Source organism: Croceicoccus hydrothermalis (genome assembly GCF_022378335.1).
Classification (GTDB): Bacteria; Pseudomonadota; Alphaproteobacteria; order Sphingomonadales; family Sphingomonadaceae; genus Croceicoccus; species Croceicoccus hydrothermalis.
Genome location: NZ_JAIQCI010000014.1, coordinates 156,082 through 169,042, shown reverse-complemented (window position 1 = coordinate 169,042; position 12,961 = coordinate 156,082). Strand labels below are relative to the sequence as shown.

The following is a 12,961-nucleotide window of genomic DNA, read 5'->3' as shown; positions in this document are numbered from 1 at the left end:
GGCGCGATCCTGTTCTGTGCGACCCGCGCGTTTTCGCCCGCCCCATGAGGCAGTGCGGTACATACGGACCGATGGATGGAGCGCGCGCCGGATTCGCCGGTCGCGGCGGTTGCGGCGGTTGCCGTGCCCCCGGATCGACCTATGCTCCTGCGCCCCGTCGTTCACCCCGGTGGCATGCGCTTGGACCTTTGCGCGCACGCGAACGGGTTCGATTGGGTAGCGCCCCGTAGACAACAGGATATTTCCGCGCCATCGGGCAAGGATCAGAGGCGGGACGCAAGGCCCGGTTCCCGTGTCCGTGCGATAGTGAAAACCCGCGCAGGTCCGTATCCCCTACGCAGAAACAGGCCACTGTGCGGGATCAGCGCGCCTGAACCGGCGCGATAGGGTCAGAGCCCGGTGTAATCGTCGGGCTGTTTCGGGGAGGCGTCGCTTTGCGCCGTATCGTCGCCGTCGCCTGCGTGTTTCGCCTCGAGCCTGGCGATGCGGGCGGCGAGCGCGTCATTCTGCGTGCGGGCGGCGGCGGCCATCTGCTTCACCGCCTCGAACTCCTCGCGGCTGACGAAATCGAGCCCGCCCATCGCTTCCTTGAAGCGTTCGCGCGCGGCCTCCGACGCTTCGCGCCCCATGCCGGCAAACGTGCCGGCCGCGGCGGTGATCATGCGGGTGAGGTCGGAGATCCGGGGGTTGTCGCTTTGCATGGTGGGAATGTGGTCCTTTTCCGCGTTCAATTCAACTGCCAGATTTGCAGGTTCAGGATCGCCGCGAACGACACCCAGGCAAGATAGGGCACGAGCAGCGCGGCCGCGAGCCTGCTGACCTTCGCGAATATCGCCATGGTCGTGATGATGAGCACGAGCATGAGCAGGATCCAGAAGAACGCCATCCCGATGAGATGCGCGCCGAAAAAGATCGGCGACCAGGCAAGATTAACCGCAAGCTGGATCAGGAACACCGCAACCGCGGAACCTTTATACGCGCGCCGGTCGCTCGCCACCACCAGCGCAAGGGCAAACCCCATCAGCGCGTAGAGGATCGTCCAAACCACGCCGAACAGCCAGCCCGGCGGATAGAGGTCCGGCTTTACCAGCGAGGCGAACCACGGATCGCTCTCCCCCGAACCCGAAAGCTGCCCGACGACCAGCCCCGCCGCGACCACCGCCGGCACGCAGAGCAGCGCCCACCACAGCAGCGATTTCTGCCGATGGGCAGGGACATGCGCAGGCGTCGCATCGACGGGTTCGGAGCCGTGCTCGGCGTGTGCGGCGGGCATTCCGGGCCCGTCCGTGTCATCATCGACGCCGTCATCGTGCCGGTCTGCGTCGCCGACCCGCGCCGAGACCGGCGTCGTTGACGCGTTTTCGCGGGGGGTCTGGCGATTGTCGGGATGCGTGTTCGGGTCTGTCATGGCATCAAAACGCAGGCGCGGCCCGCTCCGTTCCCTCAGCGCTGCGCCCAGATCAGGAATTCGACATTGCCCTCCGGCCCGGTTATCGGGCTTTGCGTGAGGCCGCGCACCGTCCAGCCAATACTGGTGAGCCAGTCGCGCACCTCCCCCGTGACGCGTTCGTGCAGCGCGGGGTCGCGCACCACGCCGCCCTTCCCGACCTCGCCGCGGCCCACCTCGAACTGCGGCTTGATCAGCGCCACGAGGGTTGCATGCGCCGCGGCGAGCGCGAGCGGCACCTCGAGCACCTTGGCCAGGCCGATGAAGCTCGCATCGCACACGACCCAGTTGCAGCCTTGCGTGATATGACCCGGCGTCAGGATACGCGCGCTGGTCTGTTCCAATACGGTGACGCGTTCGTCCTGCCGCAATTTCCATGCCAACTGATTCGTGCCGGAATCCACCGCGACCACATGCGCGGCGCCATTCTGGAGCAGCACGTCGGTGAATCCGCCGGTCGAGCTGCCGATGTCCATGGCGACGGCGCCTGTGGGATCAAGCGCAAAGGTTTCGAGCGCGTGGGCAAGCTTGATCCCCCCGCGCGACACCCAGGGATGGTCCCGCCCGCGCACGTCGAGCGCGGCATCGCTGCGGATCTGCTGTCCCGGCTTCGCGATCTTCGTCTCGCCTGTGAATACCAGCCCCGCCATGACGAGCGCCTGCGCCCGCGTGCGGCTTTCGGCATGGCCGCGATCGACCAGCAATTGGTCGACGCGGGTCTTGGCGGGTTTTGCAGGTGCGGGCATGGTGCGTGGCTATCCGGTGGTGTTCGAAACGCGAAATCGCGGGGGCGGACCGGTTCGACGTTTGCCGCTTGTGCCGGGCGCGTCCTCTTCGCATAAGCGCGCGATGACGCCAAGCCATGACGATACGCCCGAAACGCTCGCCCGCCGGAAACAGGCCGCGCGTGCCATGCGCCGTTGCTGGACCATGACGGGGACGGCGGTGCTGCTCACCGGGCTGGGGCTGGCCGCGTGCGCGCCGACGGTGCGCGAACCCGCCCCGACGGTGCCGGCGCCCCCGCCAATCCCCGTTCCCGCCCCGCCGCCGCCGGTTCCGGTGCCGGACGATTGGCGCGACGCCCCGATTTCGATGGGCGAGTGGACCTATCGCGCCGATGCCAATGCGACCCGCGCGCTGTTCGGGTCCGACGTGGCGGATTTCGTGATGGCGTGCGAGCCGGGCAACCGGCAGATCAAGCTATGGCGCATGACCCCCGATGCGCGGGCGACGACCATGACGATCACCACCACCTCGCAGACGAAGATGCTCACCGCGCAGCCTGCGGCCAATGGGCAGGTGGTGGCGACGCTGGCGCCGCACGATCCGATCATCGACGCGATGATCTTCTCGCGCGGGCGCTTTGCCGTCGCGGCGCCGGGAACGCGCACGCTCTATATGCCGACATGGGCCGAAATTGCCCGCGTCGCCGAGGATTGCCGGTAAAGCCAGCGATTCGCCGGGGATAAGCGCCGGGCGCGTGTCGCGGCATGATGACGGGCGATCGGCGGCACTGGTCGAGGAGGCGCAAATTCGGGCCACGCATGGTGCATCGCCGCACGCGAAGTCAGCGATCATGACAGCGAAATTTTCGAATTCAAGTCTTGCCTGAACGCCGCGGGGGACGCAGATTGCGGCGCAGGAAAGTGGCGCTGCGCACCGCGTGCCCCGGTCCGGCCGTCCGCAAGGCAACGCGGGACCTTGCGCCGCACGGCATCCCTGAATCCCGTCGCGAAAGGAGGTGATCCGATGTCTCATGGTCCAGCACAGAGGTCGGAAAATGTCCGGGGAGCATTATCGCCGAACGTCTGAGGCGATAAAGGCACCCAAGGGCGGCACTTCCGGCCGCTGACCATGCGAAAGCCCGAAGCGGGGATACCGGCTTCGGGCTTTCTCTGTTTCGTCGCCCATCCGCGCGGGCCCGAAAAAGGGCCGGGATCATACGACCCCGGCCCCCTGGCAGCGTTTTAGTACACGCGCTTTTTCGGTTCGATATATTTGACGTCGTCGGTCAGCGTGAAATCGTGCACCGGGCGATAGTCGATCTTCACCCCGCCGCCCTTGCCGCCCCAGCCGTCGAACCAGGCCGCGGTGTGCTTCATCCAGTTGGCATCGTCGCGTTCGGGATAATCCTCGTGCGCGTGGGCGCCGCGGCTTTCCTTGCGATTGGCGGCCGAATGCATCGTCACCGTCGCCTGGCTGATGAGATTGTCGAGTTCCAGCGTCTCGATCAGGTCGCTGTTCCAGATGAGCGAACGGTCGGTGACGTGGATGTCCTCCATCCGGCGGTACACCTGTTCCAGCTTGGCCTTGCCTTCCTGCATCAGCTCGTCCGTGCGGAACACGGCGGCGTGGCCCGACATGGTGCGCTGCATCTCGCCGCGGATCTGCGCGGTGGGCGAGCCGCCCTTCGCATGGCGGAAATGGTCGAGCCGCGACAGTGCGAAATCGGCGCTGTCCGACGGCAGGCCGTCATGCGACGTGCCGGGCTTCACCAGCTCCTTCAACCGGTGGCCGGTCGCGCGGCCGAACACCACGAGATCGATCAGCGAGTTGGAGCCGAGCCGGTTGGCGCCGTGAACCGACACGCAGGCCGCCTCGCCCACCGCGAAAAGGCCGGGGACCACGGTTTCCGGGTTCCCGTCGGCGCCGATGGTCATCACCTCGCCGTGATAGTTCGTGGGGATGCCGCCCATGTTGTAATGGACCGTCGGCACCACCGGCAAAGGCTGCCGCGTGAGATCGACACCGGCGAAGATCTTGCCGCTTTCGGTAATGCCGGGAAGCCGTTCGGCCAGCACCTTGGGATCGATGTGATCGAGGTGCAGGAAGATATGGTCGCTTTCCGCGCCGACACCGCGCCCTTCGCGAATTTCGAGCGCCATGGAGCGCGAAACCACGTCGCGGCTGGCCAGATCCTTCGCCGAAGGGGCGTAGCGTTCCATGAAACGCTCGCCTTCGGAATTGGTGAGGTAACCGCCCTCGCCGCGCGCGCCTTCGGTGATGAGCACGCCTGCGCCGTAGATTCCGGTCGGGTGGAACTGCACGAATTCCATGTCCTGCAGCGGGAGGCCGGCACGCAGCACCATGGCATTGCCGTCGCCGGTGCAGGTGTGCGCGGAAGTGGCAGTGAAATAGGACCGGCCATAGCCGCCGGTGGCCAGCACGACCGCATGGCCGCGGAACCTGTGGATCGAGCCATCGTCCATGCACATGGCGATGACGCCCTTGCACTCGCCATTGACCATGATGAGGTCGATCGCGAAATATTCGATGAAGAAGTCCGCGTCATATTTCAGCGATTGCTGATACAGCGCGTGGAGCATCGCGTGGCCGGTACGGTCGGCGGCGGCGCAGGTGCGCTGCACCGGGGGGCCTTCGCCCATGTTCTGCATGTGGCCGCCGAAGGGACGCTGATAGATCGTGCCTTCGGGATTGCGGGAGAACGGCACGCCGGCGTGTTCGAGCTCGTACACCGCCTGTGGTGCCTCGCGCACGAGATATTCGATCGCGTCCTGATCGCCGAGCCAGTCGGACCCCTTGACCGTGTCGTACATGTGCCACGACCAGTGATCGGGCGTATTGTTGCCGAGCGATGCGGCGATGCCGCCCTGTGCCGCGACGGTGTGCGAACGGGTCGGAAACACCTTGGTGATGCAGGCGGTTTTCAGGCCCGCTTCCGCGCTGCCCATGGTGGCGCGCAGGCCGGAACCGCCCGCACCCACGACGATCGTGTCATAGGTGTGGTCGATGATCTGATAGGCGGGCTGTGTCGAAGCGTCGGCCATCTTATGCGCCTCCCAGCGCGATGCGGATCACGGACACGATGCCGAACACACCGCCCGCGACAAAGAACAGGTTCATGGCCACGATGGCGGCGAAACGGTTCGCGCCATGCACGTAATCCTCGATCATGACCTGCATGCCGAGCCGCGCGTGCCAGAAGGTGGAAATGATGAGCAATACCATCGCCGTCGCCGCAAGCGGGCTGGACAGCCACGAGGCCATCGTCAGATAGCCGTAATCCGGCAGCGTCAAAAGGCTGAACACCAGCCAGAGCACGAGCACGAGATTGCCGACGGCGGTAAAGCGTTGAAGCAGCCAGTGGTGCGCGCCTTCGTGCGCGGAGCCGAGCCCGCGAACGCGGCCGATCCTGGTTCCGTTACCCATGGTTCGTATCCCCTTTCGTCAGGCCAGCAGCACCACCGCCCAGAAGGCGACGGTGAGCAAAATGCCGGTCAGGATCGAGATCGTGGACCAGCGATTGTTGCGATCGACTTCGTAGCCCGCACCCACGTCGAGGACGAGGTGGCGGATGCCCGAAGACATGTGGTTGAAGAACGACCAGGAAATCCCGATGAGCACGATGATCCCGATCCAGCTTCCCATGACGGCGGCGAAATCGGCATAGGCGTCCGGCCCGGCGGCAATCGCGCCGACCATCCACAGCAGGATGAGCAGGCCGACCGTCGCCATCGCATTGCCCGATACGCGGTGCAGGATGGAGACGGCCATCGCCGGTCCCCATTTCCAGATCGAGAGATGCGGCGAAAGCGGACGCGGTTTCGCCAGGCGGTTTCCGCCCCTTGCATCGGCCATAGGTTCTTCCCCTGCGCTTGCCATGACCGTGCGGGCCACGCGCGGTCATATGTGGTGTTGCGTCCGCGAATGGCACCATGGCGCCAAGAGGGCAAGGGCGAATTGGCATGAACTCGCCGTTTGGCGGGGCGGCGGCAGGCACTGTCCTGCCCTCCTTCGCCGCGCTGTCCCCTTGTGATGCGCGGCGTGCGGCCCTAACCAAAGGCGATGAACGATCGAGAAACGAACCCTGTCGCCCCGACCGCACTCGTCACCGGGAGCACGCGCGGCATCGGCAAGGCCATTGCCGACACGCTGCGGCGGCGCGGCGTGCACGTGATTACGCACGGAAGCGGCGCCGGCCCCGTCGGCGGCGGGCAGATCGCGGCCGATCTCGACGATCCGGCCGCGCCTGCGCAATTGTGGGTCGATGCGCTCGCCGCCGCGCGCGACGCAGGCCGCACGCGCATCGATATCCTCGTCAACAATGCCGGATTGTTCGACGCCGCACCGATCGACCTGTCCGACATCGCATGGCTCGACGCGTGGGACCGCACGCTGCGGATCAACCTGTCGAGTGCGGCGCAATTGTCCAGGCTTGCCGTGCGGCACTGGCAAGAGGACGGCGATGGCGGGGGCCGGCTCGTCAATATCGCCAGCCGCGCCGCCTATCGCGGCGATTCGCCCGATCACTGGCACTATGCCGCGGCGAAATCCGGCCTCGTCGCGATGACGAAGACCATCGCCCGGCATTATGCGCGCGACGGCGTGCTGGCCTATACCGTGTGTCCCGGCTTCGTCGATACGGCCATCGCGGGCGATTACCTCGAAAGCCGGGGCGGCGCGCAATTGCTGCGCGACATTCCGCTCGGCCGGGTGGCGCGGCCGGAGGAGATCGCGCGCATCGCCGCGTTCTGCGCGCTCGATGCCCCGGAAAGCATGACCGGCGCGGTGATCGATGCCAATGGCGCAAGCTTCGTGCGATGACGAGCTGGATCATCACGGCCTTCGCCCCGCGCGATGCGGTGCATGCCGCGCTCTTGCGGCAAGAGGACAGCGCCGACTGGGACGACGATATCGTCGTCACCGGATGCGAGATTGCAGAGCAGAAACCGCTCGAATGGCGGCTCGACGCGTATCTGCCGCGCCGCCCGACCAAAAAGGATCACGCCGCGATCGCCGCCCTGTTCGACACGCCGCCGCCGCTATCGGCTGAAAAATTGCCCGAGGAGGACTGGGTCACGTTGAGCCAGCAGGGGGTCGAGCCGATCACCGCGGGCCGTTTCCACGTCCACACGCCCGACCATCCGGCGAGCGATGCCCCCGGAATCAAAAGCTTCGTCATTCCGGCAAGCCAGGCGTTCGGCACCGGGCAGCATCGGACGACCGCCGGTTGCCTCGAAATGCTGGACGCGATGCGGGCGCAGGGCGCGGTCGTGCGCAATATCGCCGACATCGGGACGGGCACGGGGCTGCTCGCCTTTGCCGCGATGCATCTGTGGCCCCGCGCGCTCGCCACCGCGAGCGACATCGACGCGGTGTGCCACGATGTCGTCATCGACAATGCCGCCGCAAACCGCATTCCCGTTGGCAGCGGACCGGGACAATTGGCGATGACGATCGCGGCGGGAATGGATTCGCCGATCCTGCAATCGCGCGGGCCTTACGACCTCCTGATCGCGAATATCCTCGCGGGGCCGCTGGTCGAACTGGCGCCGGATTTCGGGCGGGCGGTGGTGCCGGGCGGGCATCTGCTGCTCGCCGGATTGCTGGAGACGCAGGAGCGCGACGTGCGCCGCGCCGCGTTTCGCGCCGGGTTCCGGCTCGCGCGGAGGGCGGTGCGGGGCGACTGGTCGATCCTGTGGCTGCGCAAGCGCGCCGGGCGATAGGGCCGCGCGGGCCGATCCGGCGCGTGGCGCGCGGGTTGGCGCGCGGGTTCGCGGTCGCGGTGGCGGCGCTGGCGGGCATGCTCGCGATCTATGCGGTGGCGGGGTGGATCGGATCCTCGCTCCCCGCCCATCGCGGGTGGGAGCAGGCGCGCGGTCCCGACGCGGTCGAGATCATGATCGGCAGCAACGGCGTCCATACCGAAATCGTGATGCCGCGCGTCAATGCTGACATGGACTGGACCGCGTTGTTCCCGGCGTCCGATCTTGCGGTCAATCGCGATGGCCGGGTGGCCGCGCCATATACCCATGTGGCGATCAGCTGGGGCGAGCGGGAGGTGTTTCTCGGCACGCCGACCTGGGCGGATCTTTCCCCCGTCACCGTGGCGCGGATCGTCGCGACGGGCGGCGAAGGGCTGCTGCATGTGGCGCATTATGTCCGGCCTGCACCCTCGACGCATTATCGCCCGCTGCGCATCAGCCGGGCGGAATATCGCATGATTATTCAGGAAATCCGGCGCAGCCTCACCGATCGGGCCGGATCGCGCATTGTCCATCCCGGCTATTCGCCGCAGGATGTGTTCTACGACGCGAAGGGCACTTATACGCTGTACACGACCTGCAACGAATGGACGGGCGGCGTGCTGCGCCGGGCGGGTATTGCGACGGGGGCGTGGACGCCCTTTCCCGGCGGGGTGATGAAATGGGTGCCGGAGCCGTGACGCGCCGCGGCGCCCCGCGCGGGGCCGGAGGCTATTGCTCCTCGAACTCGCGCTCTATCCGTGCCTGCCAGTCGGGGGAAAGGATGATGCGGTCCGCCGCGGCGCGAAATTCGTCCTGCCCCGCGACGCGGAACACCGGCATGACGGCGGACCCGCTCGTGCGCTGCACATTCCGGTCGCCGGCGGCCTCGCGCGCCTGCAGATAGGGGGCGGCGACGGCGTCGATCTCCTCTTCGTCATAGGCGGCGAGCGCGTCCTCCATCGTCGCGAATTTCCGCACGCTGTCGGCCCCGCGCAGATCGTCGCCCGCGATGGTGCCATCGGCGACATAGCCGAGCGCCAGGCCGGAAACCGCCTCGTTCAGATCGGTCTTCCCGCCCTTCGCCCCGGTGAGCGAGATGATATAGGCGGTCAGGATCGCGGTCAGCGCCATGGAAAACAGCATCCAGATCATCGCGACGACGCGCCCCCATGTGGTTTTGGGCACCAGATCGCCATAGCCGATGGTGGTCGCCGTCACCCCGGCCCACCAGAAACCATGCCCGATCCCGTGGATTCGCCCGTTGTCGGCATGCAGCCCGTCATTCGTCTTGCGCTCCACGAAATAGAAGATCGCACCCACCACAAGCAGCAGTCCGGACACGATGGCCACCACGCGCAGGAAGCTGGTATTGAACAGCCCGGCCAGACCTTTCAGGAAACCGCCGCCCGGCGAACGCCCGATCAGCCCGACCGAATCGATATGGATCGGCAGGCTGCGCGCCGACCCCGCCGGGATGCGGGCGGTGGCAAAGGCGGGAAACGCGATTCCGGCATCGGATGTATCCACCGCGTCGGGCCGCGTTTCGACAAGCGTGTAATCCAGCCCCGATTCCTCCGCCGCGGCCCGGAACAGATCCATCGCCGGCCCGGTCCAGCGGCCATCCGCGTTGCGGATCGCATAGGGCGGGATTTCCGCCACGGCGACGCGCACACCGCCCGATCCGCGCGTGGTGGGCATGTATTCTGGCGACGCCGGACGCGGGGCGGCAGGCTCCGCCTCCGCGCTGTCGGAAGGGGGCGCATTGGCGGGCGAGGCGTCCTCCGGCTCCGCGACCGTGGCCGCGGCGGCTGCGGTGTCGTTCTGCGCTTCGGCCGGGGGGGCGGCGAAGGACATGGAGGCAGCGGCGGCGGCAAGCAGGATGCTGAACTGACGAAACATGCGCCATCCCTAGCGGTCATGGCTGCGCTGACAACCCCGGTGGCCGTCGGGGCCGCGGGAATTCAGTCTGCTTGTGCAACCATTTGCGCCCATGCCGCCTCGTCGATCACCTCGATGCCGAGGTCCGCCGCTTTCTTGAGCTTGGAGCCCGCGCCCGGCCCGGCCACGATCAGGTCGGTCTTGGCCGACACACTGCCCGATGCCTTCGCGCCGAGCCGTTCGGCCTGCGCCTTCGCCTCGTCCCGGCTCATGGTTTCGAGCTTTCCGGTGAACACGATGGTCTTGCCGGACACGGGGCTGTCGCGCGTTTCGACGACATAGTCGGGGGGCGAGAGTTCGGACAGGAGATCGTCGAACACGGCGCGGTTGTGATCCTCGTGAAAGAAATCGCCGAGCGCCTTCACCACGACGGGGCCGACGCCGTCGATGCTCGCGATTTCGGCGGCGGCATCCGAATTGCCCGATCGCGCCCGCTCCGCCGCATCGCGAAGCGCGGGCAGCGTCACGAAATGCTTCATCAGATCGCGCGCCGTCACCGTGCCGACATGCCGGATGCCGAGACCGAACAGCAGGCGCGCGGCATCGGGCGCACGGCGGTTTTCCACAGCGGCCAACAGATTGTCCACAGACTTGTCCTGCCACCCGTCCAATGCCGCGATCTCCGACCGGCGGTCGCGCAGGCGGAAGATGTCGGCCGGGCTTTCCAGCCAGCCGCGCGCGAAGAAATCGGCAATGGTCCGCGTGCCGAGGCCATCGATGTCGAGCGCGCCCCGGCTCACGAAATGTTCGAGCCGCTGCGTCCGCTGCGCCGGGCAGATCAGCCCCCCGGTGCAGCGCACGTCGACCTCGCCCTCCTCGGCCACGGCCTCGCTGCCGCAACGCGGGCAGTGGTCGGGGAAGCGATAGGCGGGCCGGGCCGCGTCCGGGGTCAGGTTCGCGACCACTTGCGGGATGACGTCGCCGGCGCGCTGTATCTGTACCCGGTCGCCTTCCCGCACGCCGAGCCGCGCGATCTCGTCCCGGTTGTGCAGCGTCACATTGGTCACCGTCACCCCGCCGACCAGCACGGGCGCCAACCGCCCCACCGGCGTGAGCTTGCCGGTGCGGCCCACCTGTATGTCGATGGACTCGAGCGTGGTTTCGGCCTGCTCCGCCGGGAATTTATGCGCCATCGCCCATCGCGGCGCCTTCGCCACGAAGCCCAGCCGTTGTTGCCAGTCGAGCCGGTCCACCTTGTAGACGACGCCGTCGATCTCGTAATCCATGGTGGCCCGGCCCGCGCCGATCTTCGCATAATGGGCCAGCATTGCGGGCACGTCGTCGATCCGGGTGAGCAGCGGCGAGACCGGCACGCCCCACCCGGCAATCCGTTCCATCATCGCGAATTGCGTGTCGCACGGCACGTCCGATGCCGCGCCCCAGCCATGCGCGTAGAACCGCAGCGGCCGCCGCGCGGTCACGCCCGCGTCCTTCTGCCGCAGGGAACCCGCCGCCGCGTTGCGCGGATTGGCGAAAAGCTTGGCGCCCGCCTCCTCCTGCGCGGCGTTGAGTGCGGCAAAATCCGCTTTTCCCATGAATACCTCGCCGCGAATTTCGAACAATTCCGGTACGTCGCCGGTCAGTTCTTGCGGAATGTCGGCGATATGGGCGACATTGGGGGTCACATCCTCGCCCACCTGCCCGTCGCCGCTGGTGGCCGCGCGCACCAGCACACCGTTTTCATAGCGCAGCGAACAGGACAGACCGTCGATCTTGTCCTCCGCCGTCACGCACACCGGCTCGTCTCCGGAAAGCGAGAGGAAACGGCGCACGCGGGCGATGAATTCGGCGACTTCCTCATCGCTGAACGCATTGTCGAGGCTCATCATGCGCACATCGTGCCGCACCTTGGCGAGCGGGGAGGCGGCGATGTCGTGGCCGACCGATCGCGACGGGCTGTCGGCGCGGACGAGATGCGGGAACGCGGCCTCAAGCTCGGTATTGCGGCGGACGAGCGCGTCATATTCGGCGTCGGTGATTTCGGGCGCGTCTTCGGCATGGTAAAGCCGGTTGGCGCGCGCGATCTTGCGCGCAAGCCGCATCAGCTCGTTCGCCGCCTCCGCCTCTTCCGCCGCGTCCACGCCGCTATCTCTTACGCCGTCATCCGCCCCGCCTCTATCCACCACGCGCCATTCTCCCGCCGATCGTCATCGGCCGCAGATAGCGTCCCGCGCACGCCGGCAAAAGGGGCGTTGCGCGAAAAGGGCGGACTGTTGGCGGACCGCCCCATTGTCTTCGCGTCAGAATCGCGCCTTAATATTGCACACGCTTGGTAAAGCCGCCGTCGACGACGATATTCGCACCCGTCATGGCTCGGCACGCAGGCGAGGCAGTAAAGGCGATGATATTGGCCAACTCTTCGCCCGTGGTAAGCCGGCCGATGGGAATCTGCGCAAGGGTCGCGTCGTAGAAATCCTTCATATTATCGCGAATATGCGGCCAGGGTCCGTCTTCGGTCATCACAGGACCCGGGGTGATGGTATTGACGCGAATGCCGTCGGCGGCGAAATTCTGCGCCATGGCACTGGCATAGTTGATCACCGCGGCCTTCACCGCATTATAGGGCTGCACCCCCATGAATTCCTCGGTCGCGCCGGTGCTGCTCATGCATATGATGGATGCGGCGTCCGATTTTTGGAGAAAAGGCCTGGCCGTCTCGACCCCGCGGCGGATCGACAGGATGTCGGTTTCGAGGATCGTTTCCCACGCCGCGTCGGTATCCTCGCCCGGATTGATCGATGTGAAGCTGATGAAGATGTCGCACCCGCCGAGCGCGCCCGCCGCCTTTTCGACGAACGCGGGGACCGCGCCCTTGTCCGTGACGTCGAGCGTGTCTGCAAAGACGGTGACGCCGGTGTAGTCGAGCTCTCCCTTTGTCTTGTCGACCTTCTCCTGGCTGCGGCCGCAGACAGCGACGGCGCACCCTTCGGCGGCAAGGACATGCGCAACCTTGCGCCCGATGCCGCCGTTCGCGCCGATCAATATCGCCTTGCGGCCATTCAATCCCAGATCCATGCGTCGATCTCCCGATGTTCGTTGTTGTAAGGTTTACAGGACGCGATCTTAGATGGTGCGCCAGCGAAGGGCA

General features: G+C 66.6%; 13 protein-coding genes. 4 read left to right on the top strand and 9 right to left on the bottom strand.

Annotation, left to right across the window (positions count from 1 at the left end):
• Window positions 1-389: 389 nt before the first annotated feature.
• Genes K4G67_RS10200 through K4G67_RS10190 form a run of 3 tightly spaced genes read right to left on the bottom strand, consistent with a single transcriptional unit; the run spans window position 390 to window position 2,193 of the window.
• Window positions 390-701 (bottom strand): accessory factor UbiK family protein, encoded by a 312-nt coding sequence (locus K4G67_RS10200; protein WP_338026424.1) that lies wholly within the window; start codon window positions 699-701, stop codon window positions 390-392.
• A gap of 26 nt (window positions 702-727) precedes the next feature.
• Window positions 728-1,408 carry a TspO/MBR family protein gene (locus K4G67_RS10195; RefSeq protein WP_239806273.1) on the bottom strand — a complete coding sequence of 227 codons (681 nt, stop codon included), beginning with the start codon at window positions 1,406-1,408 and terminating at the stop codon, window positions 728-730.
• A 35-nt stretch (window positions 1,409-1,443) separates the two neighbouring features.
• Window positions 1,444-2,193, bottom strand: a complete 750-nt coding sequence (locus tag K4G67_RS10190) for a TlyA family RNA methyltransferase (RefSeq protein WP_239806272.1) — start codon at window positions 2,191-2,193, stop codon at window positions 1,444-1,446.
• A gap of 103 nt (window positions 2,194-2,296) precedes the next feature.
• Here K4G67_RS10190 and K4G67_RS10185 point away from each other — a divergent pair, with 103 nt between their 5' ends.
• Window positions 2,297-2,893: a hypothetical protein gene (locus K4G67_RS10185; protein WP_239806271.1), complete on the top strand. Its 597-nt coding sequence runs from the start codon at window positions 2,297-2,299 to the stop codon at window positions 2,891-2,893.
• Between the two features lie 521 nt (window positions 2,894-3,414).
• Here the strand turns inward: K4G67_RS10185 and sdhA are convergent.
• From sdhA to sdhC, 3 genes are read right to left on the bottom strand one after another with little or no spacing between them, the layout of a single operon-like run.
• Entirely contained in the window at window positions 3,415-5,235 is a 1,821-nt protein-coding gene (gene sdhA / locus K4G67_RS10180; protein ID WP_239806270.1) for a succinate dehydrogenase flavoprotein subunit, read from the bottom strand.
• A gap of 1 nt (window position 5,236) precedes the next feature.
• Entirely contained in the window at window positions 5,237-5,617 is a 381-nt protein-coding gene (sdhD, locus tag K4G67_RS10175; protein WP_239806269.1) for a succinate dehydrogenase, hydrophobic membrane anchor protein, read from the bottom strand.
• An 18-nt stretch (window positions 5,618-5,635) separates the two neighbouring features.
• On the bottom strand, window positions 5,636-6,046 hold the full coding sequence (gene sdhC, locus K4G67_RS10170) for a succinate dehydrogenase, cytochrome b556 subunit (protein WP_239806268.1): 411 nt from the start codon (window positions 6,044-6,046) through the stop codon (window positions 5,636-5,638).
• A 207-nt stretch (window positions 6,047-6,253) separates the two neighbouring features.
• Between sdhC and K4G67_RS10165 the strand changes: the two genes are divergently transcribed.
• From K4G67_RS10165 to K4G67_RS10155, 3 genes are read left to right on the top strand one after another with little or no spacing between them, the layout of a single operon-like run.
• Window positions 6,254-7,012 carry an SDR family NAD(P)-dependent oxidoreductase gene (locus tag K4G67_RS10165; RefSeq protein ID WP_239806267.1) on the top strand — a complete coding sequence of 253 codons (759 nt, stop codon included), beginning with the start codon at window positions 6,254-6,256 and terminating at the stop codon, window positions 7,010-7,012.
• Window positions 7,009-7,914 carry a 50S ribosomal protein L11 methyltransferase gene (locus tag K4G67_RS10160; protein WP_239806266.1) on the top strand — a complete coding sequence of 302 codons (906 nt, stop codon included), beginning with the start codon at window positions 7,009-7,011 and terminating at the stop codon, window positions 7,912-7,914. The genes K4G67_RS10165 and K4G67_RS10160 overlap by 4 nt, the downstream gene beginning before the upstream one ends.
• 23 nt (window positions 7,915-7,937) lie before the next feature.
• On the top strand, window positions 7,938-8,633 hold the full coding sequence (locus K4G67_RS10155; RefSeq protein WP_239806265.1) for a DUF2459 domain-containing protein: 696 nt from the start codon (window positions 7,938-7,940) through the stop codon (window positions 8,631-8,633).
• A 31-nt stretch (window positions 8,634-8,664) separates the two neighbouring features.
• Here the strand turns inward: K4G67_RS10155 and K4G67_RS17560 are convergent, their stop codons facing one another.
• The 3 genes from K4G67_RS17560 to K4G67_RS10140 all read right to left on the bottom strand — a co-directional run bounded on the left by K4G67_RS17560 (window position 8,665) and on the right by K4G67_RS10140 (window position 12,888).
• Window positions 8,665-9,834 carry an ion channel gene (locus K4G67_RS17560; RefSeq protein WP_275588820.1) on the bottom strand — a complete coding sequence of 390 codons (1,170 nt, stop codon included), beginning with the start codon at window positions 9,832-9,834 and terminating at the stop codon, window positions 8,665-8,667.
• A gap of 62 nt (window positions 9,835-9,896) precedes the next feature.
• The gene (gene ligA, locus K4G67_RS10145; RefSeq protein ID WP_239806292.1) at window positions 9,897-11,915 is read right to left on the bottom strand and encodes an NAD-dependent DNA ligase LigA; all 2,019 of its coding nucleotides are present in this window, start codon (window positions 11,913-11,915) and stop codon (window positions 9,897-9,899) included.
• 211 nt (window positions 11,916-12,126) lie between these two features.
• The gene (locus K4G67_RS10140) at window positions 12,127-12,888 is read right to left on the bottom strand and encodes an SDR family NAD(P)-dependent oxidoreductase (RefSeq protein ID WP_239806264.1); all 762 of its coding nucleotides are present in this window, start codon (window positions 12,886-12,888) and stop codon (window positions 12,127-12,129) included.
• Window positions 12,889-12,961: the final 73 nt, after the last annotated feature.

Bases quoted from the DNA above. Each gene is read 5' to 3' on its own strand.
- K4G67_RS10185 (WP_239806271.1), top strand. From the start codon at position 2,297: ATGACGCCAAGCCATGACGATACGCCCGAAACGCTCGCCCGCCGGAAA.
- K4G67_RS10140 (WP_239806264.1), bottom strand. From the start codon at position 12,888: ATGGATCTGGGATTGAATGGCCGCAAGGCGATATTGATCGGCGCGAAC.
- K4G67_RS10200 (WP_338026424.1), bottom strand. From the start codon at position 701: ATGCAAAGCGACAACCCCCGGATCTCCGACCTCACCCGCATGATCACC.
- sdhD (WP_239806269.1), bottom strand. From the start codon at position 5,617: ATGGGTAACGGAACCAGGATCGGCCGCGTTCGCGGGCTCGGCTCCGCG.
- sdhA (WP_239806270.1), bottom strand. From the start codon at position 5,235: ATGGCCGACGCTTCGACACAGCCCGCCTATCAGATCATCGACCACACC.
- K4G67_RS10165 (WP_239806267.1), top strand. From the start codon at position 6,254: ATGAACGATCGAGAAACGAACCCTGTCGCCCCGACCGCACTCGTCACC.
- ligA (WP_239806292.1), bottom strand. From the start codon at position 11,915: ATGCGGCTTGCGCGCAAGATCGCGCGCGCCAACCGGCTTTACCATGCC.
- sdhC (WP_239806268.1), bottom strand. From the start codon at position 6,046: ATGGCCGATGCAAGGGGCGGAAACCGCCTGGCGAAACCGCGTCCGCTT.
- K4G67_RS17560 (WP_275588820.1), bottom strand. From the start codon at position 9,834: ATGTTTCGTCAGTTCAGCATCCTGCTTGCCGCCGCCGCTGCCTCCATG.
- K4G67_RS10195 (WP_239806273.1), bottom strand. From the start codon at position 1,408: ATGACAGACCCGAACACGCATCCCGACAATCGCCAGACCCCCCGCGAA.
- K4G67_RS10160 (WP_239806266.1), top strand. From the start codon at position 7,009: ATGACGAGCTGGATCATCACGGCCTTCGCCCCGCGCGATGCGGTGCAT.
- K4G67_RS10190 (WP_239806272.1), bottom strand. From the start codon at position 2,193: ATGCCCGCACCTGCAAAACCCGCCAAGACCCGCGTCGACCAATTGCTG.